Genomic DNA, 17,506 nt, shown 5'->3' with positions numbered 1-17,506 from the left:
TTCTTGAATGGCCGGCTCCAAGCCGGGGTCTGTTGACTCGCCCCCATCATAGCGCGGTCGGCTCGCGTTGCCATTTCTCGTCGGCGGCCCCATAAACCAGAAAAGCCCGCCGAACGCATCCGGCGGGCTTTTCTGCGAGTCGGCGTCCTGGCCGAGCGTCAGGCCGCTTCCCGGTTCTCTCCCATGGGTTCGTGGTGCCCCTGATGGTGGAGATCGTCCACCTCTGCCATGAACCAGCAGTGCGAACCGTCCGGGGCGCAGACCTGCACCTCCAGGAAGGTCTTTCCGCTCTCCGGCATTTCTTCGGGGCTGCCCGGATCGTAGGCGCGCGCGTCCTCCTCCGGCATGGGCTCTTCCTCATCCTGGGAAGGCTGATAGACCAGCGAGGCCTCACGCAGCGCACCGTCCGGTTCCTGCGATGTCCGGTCCCGAAGCGCCTTCAGCGCCTGCAGGTCCTGAAGACGTGGCCGTTTTTTCGGCGTCCCTTCCGGGCGCCCCGGCTGAAAACCTTCCGGTGCGTGCGTGCGAATGAAGGCCTCCTGGGCCATCGCCTGGTAGTCGCCCACCTTCATTTCCACCGCCAGCCGTACCCGCTCACTGCCTTCACGCGACGCCCACTCGAGGAGCTTTTCCGTTCCATCACGGGACTCCGCATTGCTTTGCGAGGCGGGTTCCTGCTGATTTGCATCCTGCATTTTCTTCTCCACTTCTTCCTGAACGCGTGAATCTTCCACCAGGTCGTCGATCGCTGCCTGGTTCGCCACCAGTTCTTCCTTGTCGCAGGCCGCCCGCACGATGGTTTCGAGATCGGGGGCTTTTCGGGTCTGGTTCAGATCCAGTTTCTGGATGGCAGCCGGGATCCGTTCGTAGTGCTGCCAGGTGAAGGCACGCAGCTCCCGGAGTCTGACCACATGGTGGTTAATAAGGAGCATTGCCGCCTCCTCGTTTGCCTCACTGAATTGCGGCTTTTCCGGCAGACTGCTCGTGCCATCCCGAGGCCCTATCAGGGGTTCCGGGTCTTCAGTATCGGCATCCAGCACGATTGCTTTGCCCCTGTTATCCGGAAGCTCCTGAACAGGCAGGCGCCCGAGGACGATTCGCTCCTCTTCTGTCAGCTTCCCTGCAGGTGATAGTTGCTCTTCATCCGTTTGCAGGAGTGTCGGGTAGCCATCCGCATCTTCGGTGGTATGTATCAGAAATTTCAATTTGATCCCTCCGTGGTCGTCTTCGGACATCACTGCAGCCGGAGTTGTTCGGCTGCGACGTTGCGTGCCTGCCGGATCGCGCCGGGCGGATCCTCGGCCCCCGGAGTCACCGGGAATCGCTTCTTGTCAGCGAGGCCCTTGTCCAGCACGAACCACTCGCTTTCCCCGTTCTCCCGGAACGGGGAGGGCATGAACTGGACCTCCCAGTCGAACTTGCGGAGCAGTTCGAAGTTGCTCCTGGGCAATGCGATCGTCTGACCTGGAGGCTCTTCCCTTGGCCCGCTTGCTTCGGTATTGCCCTCTTCGGGGGGGTCTGGAGCTTCCCGGGTGGTCCGGCTCGGGCCTGATCCAACCCCCAACAGGGCCGCCGGCAAATCCTGAACCCCATTGGCGCAGGCGAAATCCTGGTGGCCATCGACTCGCGCCTGATCCGCGCCCAGGCGCACGCCATACCCCGCCTCGGGGGTATCGTCTGCGCGTTCAGAAGAAGCGTGTGAGACTTGGCGGTTCTGCTGCTCGTGGATAGCCTCAATGACCCGGTTAACCCAGCGGGACATCTGGTCCTCGGCGACCTCCCGCCCTTTGACGGCCCGATTCAGCTCCCGTGCGAGGTATTCGTTCTGCTGGCGGAGCTGCTGTGACTGATCATCCACGCCCGATGCCTTCATCTGTTCCGCCACCCGCTCGGCGATGGCCTGAATCCGCGCATCGTCCAGATCGGTCGACGCCGCCCTGGCGGGTTCCGCATGTTCACCACGGGCCTGGGCGGTTTCTCTTTGCTGGGTGCTCGGGAATGGTTCAGTACCGGGTTCGGCCGGCTCCGTGTTCGCTCGGGGATTGATCATGTTTTCCCGGATCCACTGAATCCCGTGCATCAGCACGGGCAGGGCCAGGAAAAAGACCAGTGCGGCGACCATAATCGCTACGTGGGTATCCATTGTCGTTCCCTCGTTTTGCCTTCCTCAGCGTCCGGCGAAATGCCGGTGGCTCCGATGTCTCAATGGCACCACCGCCCACGGCAGCCGTGCGAGCCCGCTCCTGCAGACCTCCCCCTATTCTGGACAATCTGGCGCGCGTTGCAATGCCGTGGGCGGACTCAGGCAGGGCGTACAGCTTGCAATCCAGCCCCTCGACGACATGGTGGAGCGTCGGATTCTTGATCCGGCCCGAATCCGAAAATTCGTTTTCCAAAGAAATTGCGTCGCCTTCTTTTGTTGCTAAATTGGAGTCATCGAAAGGCGAGAACGAAAGCCAACACAGAATCACTAACGCCTCGTTTAATATAGAAACAAATTCGCAAGAGGTGGCGTCTTATAGATGGATCGCCCTTCGGCGAAAGGAATGCAAGGTGGCGGCCCCTGGCCGATTAGAACAGGGGCGGGATACGCATTCAGTGCCCGAGGTTGCATGGCCCAAAAACGTTTGCATCTGCGTGAGCGCCCTGGCCGACAACGGCCTACCTCCTGGCGATGGCACGCAGACGTCAAGCCACGCTACGGCTCCGCGCCTTCCGGGTTAGAAGGCATGTTGTACCGACCGGCGGCGTCCACTGGGCGTCGCCGGTTTTTTGTGTCGTGGTTCACAGATTCCCCCAGCCGTTGTACTATCCGTCTCGAAACTTCCACGGACAGGATTGCCATGCACCGGAATGCAATGGCGCGCGCCACCCGGCGTGCCGCGCTGATGACTCTGACACTCACCGCTCTCCCGCTGATCGCAACACCGGCGATGGGCGACGGGAACCTCCCCGATGATCCGGAACATGCCTCCGACTGGATGGCGCATTCGGACATCGACGATTTCGAGGGCCGGGGAGCCTTCCTCAAGTTCGGCTACGAGGTCATCGAAACCGATGAGCTGGCGGAACGGTTCGATGAGTACACTCTGGTCGACGTGCGCACGGAGATGGAGCATGAAGCCCTCCACATCGAGGGCTCCCATCATGCGGATGTCTACGATGAGGACTTCGCCGATCAGCTGAAGGCCCTCCGAGAACAGACCGATGAGCCCATCGTGGCGTACTGCAACGGGCGCACTTGCTACAAGGCCTACAACGCCGCTATCTCTGCGCGAGAGGCGGGGATCGAGGGCGTGAAAGCCTACGATTCCGGCATTCTGGAATGGGCCATGCACGCGCCCGAGACGGTGCGCCTGATGGGTGAATCCGTGGACCAGGCGACGCTGGTGGAACATCTGGAATCCGGTATGGACGGGCGTTCCATGGATCCGATGACCTTTGCCGAGATGGCCCAGTCCGAACATACCCGGGTATTCGATATTCGGGCGGACCATGAACGGCATACCCGTCTGTTTCCGATGAACGAGGAATACCACTCGCTGGAACATATCGACCGTTTGGTGGCATCGATCCGGCAGGCCGATACCAATGGCCACGAAGTGCTGATCTATGACGAGGCCGGCAAACAGGTCCGTTGGGTCGGCTTTGTTCTGCAGGCCGAAGGGATCGACAACTTCACTTACATGGAAGGTGGCGTCCACCGGTTCTATCGGGACGTCGTTTCCACGGACTGACCGACCGGAACTCACTCGAATCTCGCGACGGCCCGCGACCAACGATAGCAAGGAGGCTGTTATGCCCAAATTCCATGTTCTCTCCCGACTGGGCGCTGGTCTGATCCTGGCCGCGGCCGCAGCCCCGGCGACCGCGGTCGACATCGAAATCGGCGGCCAGGGCTGGGCCGCCTCGCCGGGCGGCGACATCCAGCACGAGGGCGACGAATGGTCCCTGGGCGGTTCGGAAGACGGCCTTGGCATGGATCGCAGCACCGCCTTTCAGGGTGAATTCGAGCTGCGCCATGGCATCCCGTTCGTTCCCAATGTCCAGGCCCGCCATTCGCGATTCTCGACCGACGGGGACGGTGAGGTGACCGCTGAACGCGAGTTCGCCGGCGAGACGTTCCAGATCGGTTCGGATGTCGCCACGGATTTCGATCTCGATATGACCGACCTGATCCTTTCCTATCGCATCCTCGATCGGATGCCGACGGTGGATCTGGATCTGGGCGTCCATGTGCGGCATTTCGACGGCAGCGTGCAAGCCGAAGGGGATTACGGCGTTCGGGGCGAATCGAGCTTTTCCGCTCCGGTCCCCATGCTTTATGCGCGCGGCACGGTGGATCTTCCGCTGACCGGTGTGTCGCTGAAAGGCGAGGGCAGTGCCATCGGCTATGACGGCCACATGCTGCGGGATCTTCGGGCAGCGGCCCGATACACCTTCGACTCGGGGGTCGGACTGGAGCTTGGTTACCGGGAATTCAGGCTGGACATCGACGACCTCGATGATGTGACCGCGGACATTCGAATGGACGGCCCTTACGCGGGGGTGCGCATGACTTTCTGATCGAACGGGCCCGCGGGATCTTCTCTCCTCCCATCCTTTCCGGGAGCTTAGCCGTGGCTTATCCGCCACGGCTTTTTTTTGCAGGGGTCAGGCCAGCATGGCGTTGGCAGGGGTCAGGCCAGCATGGCGTTGATCGCCTGCATGCCCGCTCGATCTTTCTCCCAATCCAACTCGCCGTCGCTGGATTGCGCAACGCGCTGGACGGCGGGCAGTGTTTTCCCCGTCTGCTCCTGCCAGTGGGTGAGCGGTGATCCCTTGGGCGGCCGGCTTTCGATGTCCGCGGCCTGCAGGACGTCCAGATAGGTTACGGGGTCCGCTTCGGACGGCGATCGTTCGACATCGGTGTACCCGGCCACGGCCTGGATGGTCTCGGAATCGAAATTCCATCGCTGGAGAACGAGGGCCGAGAGTTCTTCGTGGATAAACGCGCAGACGGCGTACAGCAGTTCTTCGTTGCGATAGATCACCGGGTACTGATTGATCTCGGCCAGAACGGGCAGGGCGCCCACGTTGTGTACTAACCCGGTCAGCAGTGCCTTATCCGCGTCCAGGTGGTCGAAGCACCGGGCCAGCAGGTGCGACAGGGCGGCGACCTGAATCGAGTGGCGCCAAAAAGCGTTGATGTAGTCGTTTACCACCGGGTCGTGGTCTTGCCGGAACACGGCATTCATCGCCATCGTCATGATGCTGCGGCGTGCTTGCGACAGCCCCATACGGGTGATGGCCATCTTGACGGTTGGCACCTTCTCCATACCGCAATAGGCGGGGCTGTTGGCTTGCTGTATCAGGCGAGCACTCATTCCCGGGTCTTTCTGCGCGATGCGCGCCACCTCCGCGATATCGTACTCATCCGCCTCAAAGGCTCGAAGGGCTTCCGCCGCATTGGACGGAAAAACCGGTACCCGAATGCGATTATTCTGGACCTTGCTGCGGATAAGCTCCAGAAATTCCCGGACTTCGCCCCGCCCTGATTCCTGATTACCCAACACATCTTTCACAAAGTCCCTGCGCCGGTTCCCCAGCTGAATTTCTCGGTGATCCATTCCTGTTTGCTCCCTCGGCGTTCCAAGTCGTCCGGATTGTACCCGGCAACCACACGACGCGACGACCCCACGTTCGTTAGGCAAAAAGAAAGGGGGCCAGTGGCCCCCTTTTATACGGCTCTTTACACCTTCGAACAGGTACCTGTTAGAACGGCACGTCGTCATCATCAAGGGGGCCACCCGCAGCCGAATAGTTCGGCCCGCCGTCATCACCACCGGCCTGCGCATTGGCTGCCGGAGCCGTGTTACCGCCGGCATTGCCGGTATCCTGACCACCGCCGCCGCGCTGACCGAGCATCTGCATGTCGCTCGCCACGATTTCCGTGGTGTAGCGATCGTTGCCGGACTGGTCCTGCCACTTGCGCGTCTGCAGCTTGCCCTCGATGTAGACCTGCGATCCCTTGCCCAGATACTGGGCAGAAATGTCCGCGAGACGGCCGAACATCACGATGCGATGCCATTCGGTGTTCTCGCGCTTCTCCCCACTCTGTTTGTCGGTCCACTGTTCGGTCGTGGCGATCCGCATGTTCGCGACGGACGTGCCGCCGGGGGTTTCGCGCTTTTCGACATCGGCCCCGAGGTTGCCCACGAGGATGACCTTGTTGACGCCTTTTGCCATTTTGATGACTCCTTCTGCATTGCTTTTGAACGAGGTATCGACGTTTCCACCCGGCATTAACCGTAGGGGCCGGGCGGTGCATTCCGGTGGTTCATTCCCCGTCCTGCAACGCCGATGGATTCATCGTAGCAAAGATGATCGCCTTGTCGATTTTTTGAAACCCGATTTTCAGAAAATTTTTCCACCCGCCTTGCGTACCGCTTCGCGTATGGCATCCGCGTTTTCGGCCGGCACCCGAATGGTCATCCGAACCTCGGACTTGCGTTTCTCTTCCTTGCGCCACCGCTTGACGTACGTCTGAAAAGAACCGATCACGTCAGGATGGATTTCACCGATGTCGCGTGCCACATAGCCATCCGTGATCCGAACTTCCGCGTCGTCGGGGATTTGATCCGTGGCATCCAGCCACTTTTCCTCCTCGCGCCACTCTTTCTGCCCGGCATTGCGGAACTCGATGATCGTCTCATCATGGAACACGCCTTCCGGCCACCACTCCTCGTCGTCGTAGAAGCGCCGGAACTCGGCGCCGGTCATCTTGATGCTTGCCATTGTTTACCTCTTCAACTTGCGAATCGTGCGTTTAATGCGCCGATCGATGTCCCACCAGGGAATCGGCTGTTCCTGCAAAAAAGGGGTCTGGACCCAGCGGCCGTTCTCGACCCACTGAAGGCGGCCGTCCGGCATCACCCGGTGATACGCGGTGGTGACGACCCGGCATTCGTCGCAGATCCCGGCGCTCTCGAGAACGTGGGTGTCGGCGACCGGCGTACGGTGCAGGATGCGGGTCTTTTCCGTTGGCACCTGCTCCCCGCATTCATTGCAATGCACGGCCAGCTCGGTCACCTTTTGCCCTTCGGGTAGATGCAGGGGCAGCACCTCCACCGGGCTTTTTCCCTGTTCGATGATTTCCGTGGTTCGGGCGCTCAGCATCGTGCCCTCCTGATGCCTGTTATTTGCCCCGAGTGTATCGAATCGGATTGTTTACGCGATTTTTTTCACGGGGCCGGTTCAGCCAATCCGGACGCCTGCAAAAGAAATCGCGTACCTGTGTCGTTTGCCTATAATGCGCGGCGCAGATCGGGCGGCATCCATCGCTCGAAATCGGTACACTTCGCAAACAGCGCACCAGGCGGGTGCGCAAGGAAAGGAGAGGATCTCAATGGAACACGATGCATCACTGAACACCCTGGCCGGGTCGGTCCCGGAAGGGTCTCGTCTCGGCCTGATCCGGAATCTCATCGAGGCGATCGGGCCGGAGTCCTTGCCGGAGTCGGCTCGGCTGACCGGGGATACCGCCGTCCCGCCCACCATCGAATCCCTGATGGCGGGACTGACTCGTCGTTCCCCGGCCGGCCAGGCGCGTTGGCTGGTCCGCGTGCTGGGCGAGGATGACGCCCGGCGGGCACTGGAGGGCGCGCAGCGCGTCTCCTTCGAACAGGGGAGGGCGGCGTGATGGGCTGCGCCGGAAACTGCATCGCGTGCGAACTGCATAATGGCCGCACTCAGGTCGTGCTGCCGGACGGTCCGGATGGCGGCCTGCTGGCGGTCGGTGAAGCGCCGGGGGCCGATGAAGATGCCCATGGGGTCGGCTTCATCGGAGCCGCCGGCAAGACGCTGGAAAAGGAGATTGCCACGACGCTGGGGCTCTCCCGGCAGTCCTGGGCCCGGGCCAACATCGTTCGGTGTCGGCCACCGGACAACCGCCGCCCGCGAGCCGCGGAAATCGACACCTGCATGGGCTGTCTCGATCAGACGCTCGACACCAAGCGGCCTTCCGTGATTCTCGCGGTCGGCGAAACCGCGGGCCGGATCCTGGCCGGTGGTGACATCCGCAGCGGGGCCTATCTCCCGCAGGTCGAAACCATCGTCTCCCGGGCAATGGGGGCCACCGAATCCATGGATCGTGCCTTGCCGGCCTACCGCTCGATCCCGGTCGTTCCAATGCCTCACACGAGCGGACTGGCCTGGAACCGCCAGTTCGACGGGGCCCTCGGGCGTCGACCGATCGCGGCACTGGGTCGGGATGCGATCCGCGTGGCCGGGTTCCTGAATCGGGCGGTGGCTGCGTGAACACGCATACCCCGTTGCCACAGGGCGGGGTCAAGGCCTGCGCGGACTATCTGCGCTCGCTGGTCTGGGACGGAACACTGCCCGTCCCACTGGAGCCCATCACGGAGATCATCCAGACGGACGCGAACCTTGCTCTGGCCGTCGAGGTATCCGCGACGGAGAGGCGGGTCTGGCTCGATGCCCGGGGCCCGCAGGACATCCAGCTGCGGCTCCCCGCCGAGTGCTCGACGACGAACACCCGTCTGTGGACCGCGTGGTCCATTGGAATGCTGACCCTGGGGCATTCTGTCCCTTCGGTCGGGCAGGCACGTTTTGCGCCGGAGCCCGAGGCGGCCCCCTGCATTCGGGCCGCGTCGCGCTTCGCTGCGGAGTTGCTGGTGCCGCGCGCCGAGCTGGTTCAGGCCCTGGAGCGAGAGACGGTGCCTTCGCTCGAATCGCTGTTCCTCGTGCCGTCGGAGGTGCTGGCGTACCAGATGGCGGATGCCGGCCTGTCGTCTATCGTTCGTTAAGAAAACGCACGGCCAGGCCGTGATCTTCAACCCGAACGATTTCCGCCTGCACTTCCGGCGTCTGATCCAGTGAAACATCCGGTGGATCGCCGAGCTCCGCCGGCTGAACGGCCAGCCGTTCGCCCGGCTCGCGGGTCTTCAGCTTGGGTAGCTCCGGGGCATCGCAGTCACTCCACTCGAGAAACGCGCCCCCGTGGGAAAGATCCCGGGTTTCCAGATGAAAGGTTCGTCCCTGCACGTCGGTCACCAGGACCGGCACGCTCATGGGGATTCGAGGGTGGCTGCGGTCGGGATGGTCCTTGTCGTCAAAAAGCATGGTGTTCGTCCTCTTCCTCCTGAAACTGGATGGCAAGCCCCCCGACCTCCTGACGCACAACGCGCGCGCACACGATGGGCGCTTCTTCCTGCTCGCCCCATTCCTGCGCCTGAATCCAGACTTCTTCGCCGACCTCGAGACGCTTGAGCCGTGCGATCTCTTTCGGGCCGCAGAGGTTGCAGACGAGGAAAGCCCCGCCCTGTGAGATGTCCCGGGTGAACAGGGTGAATGCCTGTCCGTCCCGGTCGGTCACCGTGACGGTCACGTTGAGCGGGATACGGGGGTGGTGTCGCCGGATCGGCTGATCCGTGGCAGACGTGTCTTCGGGGTAATCCAGAGGGGATCGCAGCATCCGGCTGCCTCCTTCCGTCCGTGGTCGGTGGCGACATTATCGCGTCCTTCGTTCGCGTTGTCAGCCGTCCGGCGCGAGTGGCCCGGAGGTGGGCATGAAAGCCTCCCACCCCGGCCAGCCGAAAATCACGGTTTGCAGACCGATAATCGCCAGAACACCCCCGAACAGCATCACCCAATAGCCGGGCGACCGGAAATGCTCGAACACGGGAACCGTGGGATCGCTGGCGGAATAGGGGTTCACGGCCATCGAAACCCACAGGATCCAGAACAGGATCGCGATGTGCATGCCGGCCGCGATGAACTGCTCGACCAGTACGGCCCAGGCGCCGACACCGATCAGAAAGACAAAGGTGACCCACTGCACGGGGTGGTGCGGCCAGAAGGTGAAGACCTGGCGGAAGGCGTCGGGGATGGTTCTCGGGATACCGTGTTGCTCCATTACTGTTCCTTTGCGGCGTTCGCCAGGCGGTGCAGGGCGCCCGCCAGACGTGGATCGTCCATGGTTTCAGCGGCCTCGGCCAGCCGTTCCCGTCCGGTATCGGGGATGTGCCGCTTCGGCATTTCCTTCGGCGAATCGAATACCGCGGGCCGCTGGTTGGTCAGCCGGGTCAGGACCTCGTCCACGGGGAACCCGGCGGCCTCCGCCGTGGAGCGGATCTCGCGCGCCTGAAACCGGATCTCGGTTGCCAGTGCCCGCGTCCGGCAGACCATCACCAGGGTTTTGCCGCGCAGCGAGGGCTGGAGATCGCCCGTTCGCAGGCCGTCCGGGAACAGGGGGCGCAGCACGTCGATCAGTCCCCGCTCCCGATCCACCATACCCGCCAGCTCTTCGGGGATGATGCTACCCAGGTGTCGGGGTGTGAGTCGCGCCATCCTTCAGCTCGCCTCCGCTTCCTCGTCCTCGTGGATCGCGATGTCCGATGCCTCGATCGCAGGCAAGACGGACAGGACACGATCCCGGATCGCATCCATTGTATCCGGGTCCCCGGCAACGCGGAGCATCAATTTACCCGCCGAGGTTCGGGCGATGGACGTGACTTTGATCTCCTCAGCCATCAGGCGAGGCCCGATGTCGCCGGGATGCACACGCTGGTCTCCAGGCTCTTTGGTGACGTCCGGCATTTCAACCTGAAACGGCATACGCCCGATCTCCTGTTCGGATTGCTGCATGGGATGTTACCTGACCGCGCTTTTCTGTCGATTTTTGGCACAAAAAAACCCCTGACCCGAATGGGCCAGGGGTGTCGCTCAGAGGAGATATTCTCCTTTGCGGTTGCGGGCGATCACCTCGTCCCGCAGGGCGGACAGGATGGCCCGCTTTGCACCATCACGGTCCAGATCGAAGTCCCGACCGATCTGCTGCAGCAGGTCGTCTTCCGCCATCGGCCCGTTGCTTTCCAGCAACGCCCGAATGCGACGCTGGCGGTCGTTGCGGGGCGACTTGGCCTTACGTGCCGGTGTGGCTTTCTTCTTCGCCCGGTGCCGGGTTCGGATGGCCGACATGACGGCCTTTTCCGCCTCCGCCGCCTGATGCGGCGTGACGGTCTGGCCGGACGCCACGGCGTCGGCCGGCGGATCCTCCAAGGGGCCACCCATGACCGCGGCGATCATCGGGTCCGCGGCATTGCGGGCCCGCTCCGCCATCTTCTTGTGACGCCGCAGGGCCTCCCAGTCGTTTCGCTCGAGGGCCAGCCAGGCCCATGCCCAGTGGGCCTTGCGAACAGCGTTCCAGGCGGCCCGCTGCTGGACGGCCGGATCCTTTTCCGGCGCCTCTTCGGGCTCCGGCATCCGCCAGCCCGCAGACTGCATCGCTTCCACGGTTTCCCGTGCTTCTTCTTCGGTCACACCCCACTCGGGGAGACCGACCTGATGGTGATGGTCGTGGTTCTCCATTCTTCACGTCCTCCGTTAAAAAACCCTCCCGGTGATACCGGTAGGGCGTTGTGGTGATACCAGGATGGGACAACGCCTCGTTATCGAGGCATGTCGTTGGTTTCGGCGTGAAATATCAGCCCGACAGCGGATCCCGATCTACGGGATGAATGACGTCACGCAGGCGATGTTTGATGACGGACGCATGGTGCGGGTCGCTCACCCAGTCCGGTTCTTCCCCCAGGATTTCCCGGGTGACCGTCACCTTGTGCGGCTGATCCGCCGACCACTGCTGCCACATGAGCAGTGCGAAGTGGACCGTACTGCGCTCGATCGGATCGAGCTCCAGGCGGGCTTCTGGCGAGAAGTTCAACCGCTCGCAGAGTTCGTCGATCTGCCCGAAGCTCAAGAGCTCCCATTCGCAGAGTTCCCGGAACCCGGGGCGTTGATGGAACATTTCTTGAATCGCCCGCAGGGCTGCGATGATCAACGGAATTTCCTTCCGACCGAAGCCCACGGTGATCGTGTCCTTCTGTGACTGCCTGGACATGGCTTTCTCCTAAAAGGGCCCCTCGGTCCTGTACCGAGGGGCGTTTACGTTGAATGAATAACCTTCAGGCGTGGGCACGATCGCCCAACGAAACGACACCGGCAGGCATCATCCCGGCCATGGCCGGGTCTTCATCCCGGTTCACGTCCGCCAGCTGGCGGGCGCGTTCCAGGTCCTGCCCGATGAACATCCGAAGCGCCGCTTCGCGACCCTTCTTCAGCTCAATCGGATCGATGTCGACCAGATCGTGATCGGCCACGTCCTCCAGCCACTCCATGGCGGCATCCAGACTGTCACTCAGCGGACCCCGCTCGGCGAAGGCCTTGCAGCCCCGCACGCGACGGGCCACCGCTTCGTGCAGCATGGGCCGGTACAGGGCCATCCCATCATCCTGGATGATGGTCTGGACGGTGCCGGCCGCCAGGCCCCAGGAAGTCCGCTCGAACTCCCATTCGGCTCGCGACCCCAGCTCCCAGACGGCGTCGAAGCAGGTGTACCCGCTCACCAGCTCCTCCAGGATCTGCGCACCGCGCAGAGTGGACACCTCCAGGGCGCCGTCTTCGTTGCGCACGAGGGCGGCCATGGGCAGTGCATCGAGATCATCCCCGAAGCCCTGGGCCATCTTCAGATCGTTCTCGATCCGATCCAGACCCTCCGCATCGGCGGTGTGGGTCAGCTTGCCCCAAGCGTTCAGGGGCAGGGTGTTGTCTTCGTAGAACATGATGTTTCTCCTGAAATGAAGCCCGGGGCCTCCCCCGGGCATGGTTGGTGGTTGGGATTACGTGGCCTGGCTGCGCTGGGCGTCGTACTGACGGATCCCCCAGATGATCGCTACGCAGGCCTTGATGAATCCTTCCGAATATTCCTCAAGGCGCACTTTCCAGAATTCCGTAAAGATTTCCTTGCCTTCGTATTCGAAGTTGTGGACGGCATCGCGGCCCCGGGCTTCCCCTTCGTCCGCGAACGGCAAAAGATCATCCTCGACCGCCCGAAGAAGGCCTTTCGGATTTTCCACCTCGGGGGCGGCATCCCTGGCGAACTCCATGACCACTTCCTCGAATTTCTCGGGGGAGTAGTGACGGATGCCGTGCTGAGAATCGGCAGCAACGCACTTCTCCGCCCAATATCCCAGCGACAACGTCATGGGGTCCCCATGAGCGCCTTGCCGGAAAAACAACGTCATGGGGTCCCCATGAGCGCTTTGCCGGAAAAACTCGAACATATCGGGCAGCCGGCAAAACACATAGGTGCCCAGGTCGCCGCTGATGGCGATATACCCCGGCCACGTCGTCAGCGTGAAGCTGTTGATGACGGTATTCGGGGCGCTGAACCGGATGCTCCGGTACTCGCTCTCGTCCTTTTCAATCGTCATCTGGTGTGCTGCCAGTCGTTTGATGACGTCTTTCACGAGATTTTCGTGCTGTTGTTTCATGTTTCTCTCCTGAAAAGAGCCCCGGAGCCTCCTCCGGGGCTGGATTGAATGGATGTCTTCAGGCCACCTTTTCGCGGTGACCCGGTTCGATCCGCCCTCCGTTTTCACGAAGGACGACCCGAGCCAGCATTCGAAGAGCTTCTTCGAACGTCCGGCACTCGGCACCCATGCGGTCGCGGCACCACTGGATGCCGTCCTCGGACGGCATGAAGTAGGCCACCGCCGTGTTGTCGAGCAGTTTCCTGATGCCGTAATGCCACTGCTCGTCGGGCGTGCCGATCGGATTCCGAATCGGTTCGTCGTCCTTGAAAGTGATCAATTCGATCTCCTCCTCGGGGACGTAGAGGGTCATATCCTCCAGGTGCCGTGTGAGAATCCGGTCCTGTTCGTTGATTGACCGGACCCAGATCAGGGACCCCAGGTGATGGCGATACGCTTTCATGGCGACCTCCAGACAAGCAGACCCCCGGCCCGGGGTCTGCATGAATCAACAGACCCCGGAGCCGCGGGGAAACTACTCAGGAAGCGCGACGACGGCGCGGTGCCGCCGTCCCATAAAACCCTTCCACCGCGATTTCGAAGAGAATCCTTCGGGTCTGGTGGAGGGTCATGGGAACCAGGTCTTCGGCGTCCCAGACTTCGGAGGTGAAGTGGGACGAACGCACGCGGGACGGCTGAACGAACCAGCAATCCCCACCTCGGTATTCGAGGTAGGTGTAATTGCCGTCCGTTTCCGCCACGGGCCAGTACGCCGGCATCGAACCGGTGTAATGGTGAACCGCGAGCGTGAAGAGGACCTGCTTGGGAATCTCGATCACGATGGCGGTCGAGATCCCCGTCTTTGATGTCACCGGGACCGTGATCATGTGGTCCTGGATATTCGGTGCGATCGGGGGGATCGCACGGAGTGGACTGCTCATGGCGTGACCTCCATAAAAAAGGGGTCACGCACCCGCCGGGGTACCGTGACCCCGTTGGGTGATAAGATGTTGGGCGTTTTGCCCCTGGACCGAAGTCCGCCGCCGTTACCCAGGCGTTGGGTGGTTACTGCCTCGGACGCTACCGTTTCCGGCGAAATCCGTCAAACCCCGTGCGCGTTTCGCGCCCGCGAAAATGGCGTTTTTGCCCCCGGACGGTAAACTGAACCCTGAATCCATACGGTACTGAATGCCATGCCCGAAGCCCTGACGATCCGTTGCCCTATTTATGCGCCGCCGGATCACGTCCAGGAAGTTGAGGAGCGCGCACTGGCTTCCGATTTCCTTCTGAACTATCCGTCCCTGATGAATGCGGAAGTCGTCGTCGAGCGCAACGAAATTGATGAGATGGAGGTGTTCTTTTCCGGCGGCGATCTTCCCGACGTGCGTGAAATCTATCGCGTGGTGAGCCGGATGCTCGAGGACCTGGAAGGGGGCGAAATGGACCACCTGTTCGAAGAGGACGAAGAGGATAACTGAGGGACGTGCGCGCTCTGCGTCCCGTCTTAGAGCCCTCCCCTTTTAGATTGAAATGACAGGGAGGCCGGCCACTTCCGGCCGGCGAGGGCGGGGAGGCCGGGTCTTCACCATAAGCTCACCTGGCCATGCCACCTGACCATAAGGGTCGACTTCCCGCAGACACACCGCCAGCTGGCGGCGGGAAAGCCCCAGGTGTTCCGCCGTCTGCTCCCGCGTCAGACCGAGATCGTGCGCCAGACGCCGCAGGTCCGCCAGCGAGATTGCGCGCTTACGGTCTCTCAAACCGCTACCTGCAGCTTGATCGCCGGATGCGGATCATAGCCGTCGACCCGAATGTCGTCTTCCCCGAACGCGAACAGGTCGGTGACCTCCGGGTTCAGGTGCAGCTTCGGCAGTGGCCGGGGCTCACGGTCCAGCACGGTCTCCGCCGCCTCGAAGTGGTTGTGATAGATGTGGGCGTCACCGAGCGTGTGGATGAACTCCCCGGGCTTCAGGCCCACGGCCTGCGCGATCAGGTGGATCAGCAGGGCGTACCCGGCGTAGTTGAAGGGCACCCCTATCATGACGTCCGCCGACCGCTGGTATAGCTGACACGACAGCTTTCCGTCCGCGACATAGAACTGGAACAGGGTGTGGCACGGCGCCAGGGCCATGCTGCCTTCAGCGGCATTTTCGTGCGGCTTGAGATCGTCATCCGGCAGGTCCGAGGGGTTCCAGGCCGAAATGACGTGGCGCCGGGAGTCCGGAAACCAGCGCAGGTTGTAAAGCAGTTCGGTGATCTGATCGATGCCGGTGCCGGGCTCACCGTGCCGGCCGCCCCAGTTGCGCCATTGGTGGCCGTAAATGGGGCCGAGGTCACCGTTGTCGTCCGCCCACTCGTCCCAGATGGTCGCGTTCAGATCCCCGATGTTCGTGGACCCCGAGAGAAACCACAGGATCTCGCGGGCGGCGGCCTTCCAGTTCGTTTTCTTCACCGTCACCAGCGGAAAGTCTTCCTCCAGGTCGAATCGCATCTGGTAGCCGAAGACCGAGCGGGTGCCGGTGCCGGTTCGATCCGGGCGATCCGTCCCTTTCTCGAGGACGGTGGCTGTCAAGGAAGTTGGCACATTGGGTCATGCGGCCTCTAATGCCGGCTCCGGGTTGAGGTGGACCGCCTCGACGGGCGTCCAGTCACGGACCGGTCGGCCACCCCAGCGTTCCGGTTTGGCAGCCCTGGCCTGTTCGTAGCGATGCTTGCGGCGTGCCAGGAGATGGCGGTCCCGGCCCCGATGGCGCTCGGCCGGCGTGACATACTGGATGGCGCTGTGCCGGTGCTCGTGGTTGTACCAGTGGACGAAGTCCAGGACCCACTGGCGGGCCGCTTCTAGGTCGTCAAAGCCGTCCGGCGGATAGCTTGGCCGGTACTTCGCCGTCCGGAACAGCGCTTCGGAGTAGGCGTTGTCGTTGGAGACCCGGGGCCGGCTGTGGGAGCGCGTGACCCCCAGTTCCTCCAGACGGGCGCACAGCGTGGCGCCCTTCATGGCGCTGCCATTGTCCGCATGCAGCACCAGAGGCCGGTGGGCCACGCCCTCGCGCAACACGGCGCGTTCGATGACGGTGCGGCTGTTGGCCGCACTCTCGGTCCCGAAGACCTCGAAGCCGGTCACCTTCCGGCTGAACAGGTCGATGATGAGATAGAGGTAGAAGAACTGCCCCCGGATCCGGGTAGGCAGATAGGTCACATCCCAACTCCAGAGTTGATTGGGGCCAGTGGCGGTGTGCCGTCGTGGCGGGCCGGGGTTGTGGGGCGCCGCGGCCCGCCCCCGGCGCTGCTGCTCGCCGGCGGCTCGCAGAAGGCGGTAGAAGGTGGATTCCGAAGCGAGGTAGCGGTCCTCCTCGTCCAACAGGCGTGGCACGATTTGCCCCGGTGGCAGACTGGCCCATGCCGGCCGATGGCAGACGGCCAGGACCTCGTCCCGCTCGGCTTCGGTGAGCGCGTTGGACGGCGATGGCCGCACCGCGTGCCGGCGGCCATCGACGCCACCGGTTTTCCAGCGGCGATAGGTGTTCAACCCAATGCCGAGCTCGACACAGGCCGGGGCGAGGCGCGCCCCCTCGGCCCGCGCCTCGTCGACCAGCTTGATGGCCTGTTCGCGATCCGGGGCGCTGGTCATGCGTCCTCGTCCCCCCAGATCGCGTTCGCTTTTTTTCGCAAGGTCAGCAGAGCGGCGGTCTCGGCCAGTGCCGACTCCTTGCGCTTCAGCTCCTTCTCGAGTTCTTTCGACCGTTGGCGCTCAGTGCGAACCTGCTCCCGCTCCTGCCGCGCCGATGCGTCGGCGGCATCGTTGGCCTGCTCACAGCTCGCGCGCCAGCGCTGGAGCTGTTCGGGATACAGACCCCGTCGGCGGCAGTACTCCGCCACCTCGGCCTCGGACAAGGGCGCCGTCTCCAGCACGGCATTGAACTTGTCCCGGGAGCTCCAGCCCTCGGGCTCCGGGCTGCTGTCCGGCAACAGCCGACCCTGCTCGCGGGCCTTCCGGCGCCAGTTATACAGCGTGGCGGCCGAGATCCCTTCTTCATCGGCCAGCTGAGCCACGGTCCGGTTATGCGGCGGCAGCAGCTTCTTCAGCACCGCCTCCTTGCGTTCATCCGAGTACTTCACAGGAACCTCTCTTCGCCCCCGGTCGTTGATAACACCCTAACATCGGGTGAGGTTCCAACTAGCCTGACAGTGGGGGA

General features: G+C 62.6%; 25 protein-coding genes. 6 read left to right on the top strand and 19 right to left on the bottom strand.

The window, feature by feature from the left end; all coding sequences use genetic code 11:
* Window positions 1–158: 158 nt before the first annotated feature.
* Both F787_RS0114180 and F787_RS0114170 read right to left on the bottom strand, forming a co-directional pair.
* Window positions 159–1,235: a hypothetical protein gene (locus F787_RS0114180; RefSeq protein WP_155989633.1), complete on the bottom strand. Its 1,077-nt coding sequence runs from the start codon at window positions 1,233–1,235 to the stop codon at window positions 159–161.
* Window positions 1,235–2,143 carry a periplasmic heavy metal sensor gene (locus tag F787_RS0114170; RefSeq protein WP_028492613.1) on the bottom strand — a complete coding sequence of 303 codons (909 nt, stop codon included), beginning with the start codon at window positions 2,141–2,143 and terminating at the stop codon, window positions 1,235–1,237. The genes F787_RS0114180 and F787_RS0114170 overlap by 1 nt, the downstream gene beginning before the upstream one ends.
* Window positions 2,144–2,843: 700 nt before the next feature.
* On the opposite strand from F787_RS0114170, the gene F787_RS0114165 reads away from it, so the two are divergent.
* Both F787_RS0114165 and F787_RS15870 read left to right on the top strand, forming a co-directional pair.
* Entirely contained in the window at window positions 2,844–3,737 is an 894-nt protein-coding gene (locus F787_RS0114165) for a rhodanese-like domain-containing protein (protein ID WP_196801941.1), read from the top strand.
* A gap of 61 nt (window positions 3,738–3,798) precedes the next feature.
* Window positions 3,799–4,566, top strand: a complete 768-nt coding sequence (locus F787_RS15870) for a TIGR04219 family outer membrane beta-barrel protein (RefSeq protein ID WP_051246187.1) — start codon at window positions 3,799–3,801, stop codon at window positions 4,564–4,566.
* 113 nt (window positions 4,567–4,679) lie between these two features.
* Here F787_RS15870 and F787_RS0114155 read toward each other — a convergent pair whose 3' ends face one another.
* From F787_RS0114155 to F787_RS0114140, 4 genes are all read right to left on the bottom strand, one after another.
* A complete protein-coding gene (locus F787_RS0114155) occupies window positions 4,680–5,609 on the bottom strand; it encodes an HDOD domain-containing protein (RefSeq protein WP_028492611.1) in 930 nt (309 codons plus the stop codon).
* Window positions 5,610–5,754: 145 nt separating this feature from the next.
* Entirely contained in the window at window positions 5,755–6,228 is a 474-nt protein-coding gene (gene ssb, locus F787_RS0114150) for a single-stranded DNA-binding protein (RefSeq protein WP_019023056.1), read from the bottom strand.
* A gap of 168 nt (window positions 6,229–6,396) precedes the next feature.
* Window positions 6,397–6,762, bottom strand: a complete 366-nt coding sequence (locus tag F787_RS16200; protein WP_155989632.1) for a hypothetical protein — start codon at window positions 6,760–6,762, stop codon at window positions 6,397–6,399.
* 18 nt (window positions 6,763–6,780) lie between these two features.
* Window positions 6,781–7,158: a hypothetical protein gene (locus tag F787_RS0114140; RefSeq protein WP_028492610.1), complete on the bottom strand. Its 378-nt coding sequence runs from the start codon at window positions 7,156–7,158 to the stop codon at window positions 6,781–6,783.
* A gap of 229 nt (window positions 7,159–7,387) precedes the next feature.
* Between F787_RS0114140 and F787_RS15860 the strand changes: the two genes are divergently transcribed.
* The 3 genes from F787_RS15860 to F787_RS0114125 are packed head-to-tail and all read left to right on the top strand — an operon-like array spanning window position 7,388 to window position 8,807.
* Window positions 7,388–7,681, top strand: coding sequence for a hypothetical protein (locus F787_RS15860; protein ID WP_042806049.1), 294 nt, complete (start codon window positions 7,388–7,390; stop codon window positions 7,679–7,681).
* Complete coding sequence (locus tag F787_RS0114130) at window positions 7,681–8,298, top strand: uracil-DNA glycosylase (protein WP_042806047.1); 618 nt, start codon at window positions 7,681–7,683, stop codon at window positions 8,296–8,298. Before F787_RS15860 ends, F787_RS0114130 begins: the two co-directional genes overlap by 1 nt.
* Window positions 8,295–8,807, top strand: a complete 513-nt coding sequence (locus F787_RS0114125; protein WP_028492608.1) for an ImmA/IrrE family metallo-endopeptidase — start codon at window positions 8,295–8,297, stop codon at window positions 8,805–8,807. Before F787_RS0114130 ends, F787_RS0114125 begins: the two co-directional genes overlap by 4 nt.
* Here F787_RS0114125 and F787_RS0114120 read toward each other — a convergent pair.
* From F787_RS0114120 to F787_RS0114070, 11 genes are all read right to left on the bottom strand, one after another.
* Window positions 8,794–9,123, bottom strand: coding sequence for a PilZ domain-containing protein (locus F787_RS0114120; protein WP_028492607.1), 330 nt, complete (start codon window positions 9,121–9,123; stop codon window positions 8,794–8,796). The genes F787_RS0114125 and F787_RS0114120 overlap by 14 nt on opposite strands.
* Window positions 9,113–9,475, bottom strand: coding sequence for a PilZ domain-containing protein (locus F787_RS0114115; protein WP_051246178.1), 363 nt, complete (start codon window positions 9,473–9,475; stop codon window positions 9,113–9,115). Before F787_RS0114115 ends, F787_RS0114120 begins: the two co-directional genes overlap by 11 nt.
* A gap of 60 nt (window positions 9,476–9,535) precedes the next feature.
* Window positions 9,536–9,916, bottom strand: coding sequence for a hypothetical protein (locus F787_RS0114110; RefSeq protein WP_028492605.1), 381 nt, complete (start codon window positions 9,914–9,916; stop codon window positions 9,536–9,538).
* Entirely contained in the window at window positions 9,916–10,350 is a 435-nt protein-coding gene (locus F787_RS0114105; RefSeq protein ID WP_155989631.1) for a DUF721 domain-containing protein, read from the bottom strand. Before F787_RS0114105 ends, F787_RS0114110 begins: the two co-directional genes overlap by 1 nt.
* Before the next feature lie 3 nt (window positions 10,351–10,353).
* Complete coding sequence (locus F787_RS0114100) at window positions 10,354–10,647, bottom strand: hypothetical protein (RefSeq protein WP_028492603.1); 294 nt, start codon at window positions 10,645–10,647, stop codon at window positions 10,354–10,356.
* Window positions 10,648–10,725: 78 nt separating this feature from the next.
* A complete protein-coding gene (locus F787_RS0114095) occupies window positions 10,726–11,370 on the bottom strand; it encodes a hypothetical protein (protein ID WP_028492602.1) in 645 nt (214 codons plus the stop codon).
* Between the two features lie 115 nt (window positions 11,371–11,485).
* Window positions 11,486–11,899: a hypothetical protein gene (locus F787_RS0114090; RefSeq protein WP_051246172.1), complete on the bottom strand. Its 414-nt coding sequence runs from the start codon at window positions 11,897–11,899 to the stop codon at window positions 11,486–11,488.
* Window positions 11,900–11,963: 64 nt separating this feature from the next.
* Window positions 11,964–12,620 (bottom strand): hypothetical protein, encoded by a 657-nt coding sequence (locus F787_RS0114085; RefSeq protein WP_028492600.1) that lies wholly within the window; start codon window positions 12,618–12,620, stop codon window positions 11,964–11,966.
* 57 nt (window positions 12,621–12,677) lie between these two features.
* The gene (locus tag F787_RS16195; RefSeq protein WP_028492599.1) at window positions 12,678–13,331 is read right to left on the bottom strand and encodes a hypothetical protein; all 654 of its coding nucleotides are present in this window, start codon (window positions 13,329–13,331) and stop codon (window positions 12,678–12,680) included.
* Window positions 13,332–13,389: 58 nt separating this feature from the next.
* Window positions 13,390–13,815: a hypothetical protein gene (locus F787_RS0114075; protein WP_155989630.1), complete on the bottom strand. Its 426-nt coding sequence runs from the start codon at window positions 13,813–13,815 to the stop codon at window positions 13,390–13,392.
* A gap of 34 nt (window positions 13,816–13,849) precedes the next feature.
* Window positions 13,850–14,251, bottom strand: coding sequence for a hypothetical protein (locus tag F787_RS0114070; RefSeq protein ID WP_028492597.1), 402 nt, complete (start codon window positions 14,249–14,251; stop codon window positions 13,850–13,852).
* 252 nt (window positions 14,252–14,503) lie between these two features.
* Between F787_RS0114070 and F787_RS0114065 the strand changes: the two genes are divergently transcribed.
* Window positions 14,504–14,788 (top strand): hypothetical protein, encoded by a 285-nt coding sequence (locus F787_RS0114065; protein ID WP_028492596.1) that lies wholly within the window; start codon window positions 14,504–14,506, stop codon window positions 14,786–14,788.
* A 278-nt stretch (window positions 14,789–15,066) separates the two neighbouring features.
* Here F787_RS0114065 and F787_RS0114060 read toward each other — a convergent pair whose 3' ends face one another.
* Window positions 15,067–15,882, bottom strand: coding sequence for a thymidylate synthase (locus F787_RS0114060; RefSeq protein WP_231373462.1), 816 nt, complete (start codon window positions 15,880–15,882; stop codon window positions 15,067–15,069).
* An 18-nt stretch (window positions 15,883–15,900) separates the two neighbouring features.
* Window positions 15,901–17,459 (bottom strand): IS3 family transposase gene (locus F787_RS0114055; RefSeq protein WP_369774285.1). Its coding sequence is split into 2 segments (ribosomal slippage): window positions 15,901–16,967 and window positions 16,967–17,459, totalling 1,560 coding nucleotides; the frame shifts between segments, so codons are not numbered across the junction.
* Window positions 17,460–17,506 lie beyond the last annotated feature (47 nt).

Source organism: Thioalkalivibrio sp. ALE19, assembly GCF_000428605.1.
In the GTDB taxonomy this organism is placed as follows: domain Bacteria; phylum Pseudomonadota; class Gammaproteobacteria; order Ectothiorhodospirales; family Ectothiorhodospiraceae; genus Thioalkalivibrio.
The sequence above is the reverse complement of the archived record's forward strand: the minus strand, read 5'-3'. Positions and strand labels throughout refer to the sequence as shown.

Coding starts and splice junctions, on each gene's coding strand:
- ssb (WP_019023056.1), bottom strand. CDS start 6,228: ATGGCAAAAGGCGTCAACAAGGTCATCCTCGTGGGCAACCTCGGGGCC.
- F787_RS0114085 (WP_028492600.1), bottom strand. CDS start 12,620: ATGTTCTACGAAGACAACACCCTGCCCCTGAACGCTTGGGGCAAGCTG.
- F787_RS0114065 (WP_028492596.1), top strand. CDS start 14,504: ATGCCCGAAGCCCTGACGATCCGTTGCCCTATTTATGCGCCGCCGGAT.
- F787_RS0114120 (WP_028492607.1), bottom strand. CDS start 9,123: ATGCTTTTTGACGACAAGGACCATCCCGACCGCAGCCACCCTCGAATC.
- F787_RS15860 (WP_042806049.1), top strand. CDS start 7,388: ATGGAACACGATGCATCACTGAACACCCTGGCCGGGTCGGTCCCGGAA.
- F787_RS0114090 (WP_051246172.1), bottom strand. CDS start 11,899: ATGTCCAGGCAGTCACAGAAGGACACGATCACCGTGGGCTTCGGTCGG.
- F787_RS0114130 (WP_042806047.1), top strand. CDS start 7,681: ATGGGCTGCGCCGGAAACTGCATCGCGTGCGAACTGCATAATGGCCGC.
- F787_RS0114070 (WP_028492597.1), bottom strand. CDS start 14,251: ATGAGCAGTCCACTCCGTGCGATCCCCCCGATCGCACCGAATATCCAG.
- F787_RS0114140 (WP_028492610.1), bottom strand. CDS start 7,158: ATGCTGAGCGCCCGAACCACGGAAATCATCGAACAGGGAAAAAGCCCG.
- F787_RS0114105 (WP_155989631.1), bottom strand. CDS start 10,350: ATGGCGCGACTCACACCCCGACACCTGGGTAGCATCATCCCCGAAGAG.
- F787_RS15870 (WP_051246187.1), top strand. CDS start 3,799: ATGCCCAAATTCCATGTTCTCTCCCGACTGGGCGCTGGTCTGATCCTG.
- F787_RS0114180 (WP_155989633.1), bottom strand. CDS start 1,235: ATGTCCGAAGACGACCACGGAGGGATCAAATTGAAATTTCTGATACAT.
- F787_RS16195 (WP_028492599.1), bottom strand. CDS start 13,331: ATGAAACAACAGCACGAAAATCTCGTGAAAGACGTCATCAAACGACTG.
- F787_RS0114075 (WP_155989630.1), bottom strand. CDS start 13,815: ATGCAGACCCCGGGCCGGGGGTCTGCTTGTCTGGAGGTCGCCATGAAA.
- F787_RS0114155 (WP_028492611.1), bottom strand. CDS start 5,609: ATGGATCACCGAGAAATTCAGCTGGGGAACCGGCGCAGGGACTTTGTG.
- F787_RS0114170 (WP_028492613.1), bottom strand. CDS start 2,143: ATGGATACCCACGTAGCGATTATGGTCGCCGCACTGGTCTTTTTCCTG.
- F787_RS0114100 (WP_028492603.1), bottom strand. CDS start 10,647: ATGCAGCAATCCGAACAGGAGATCGGGCGTATGCCGTTTCAGGTTGAA.
- F787_RS0114115 (WP_051246178.1), bottom strand. CDS start 9,475: ATGCTGCGATCCCCTCTGGATTACCCCGAAGACACGTCTGCCACGGAT.
- F787_RS0114110 (WP_028492605.1), bottom strand. CDS start 9,916: ATGGAGCAACACGGTATCCCGAGAACCATCCCCGACGCCTTCCGCCAG.
- F787_RS0114165 (WP_196801941.1), top strand. CDS start 2,844: ATGCACCGGAATGCAATGGCGCGCGCCACCCGGCGTGCCGCGCTGATG.
- F787_RS16200 (WP_155989632.1), bottom strand. CDS start 6,762: ATGACCGGCGCCGAGTTCCGGCGCTTCTACGACGACGAGGAGTGGTGG.
- F787_RS0114095 (WP_028492602.1), bottom strand. CDS start 11,370: ATGGAGAACCACGACCATCACCATCAGGTCGGTCTCCCCGAGTGGGGT.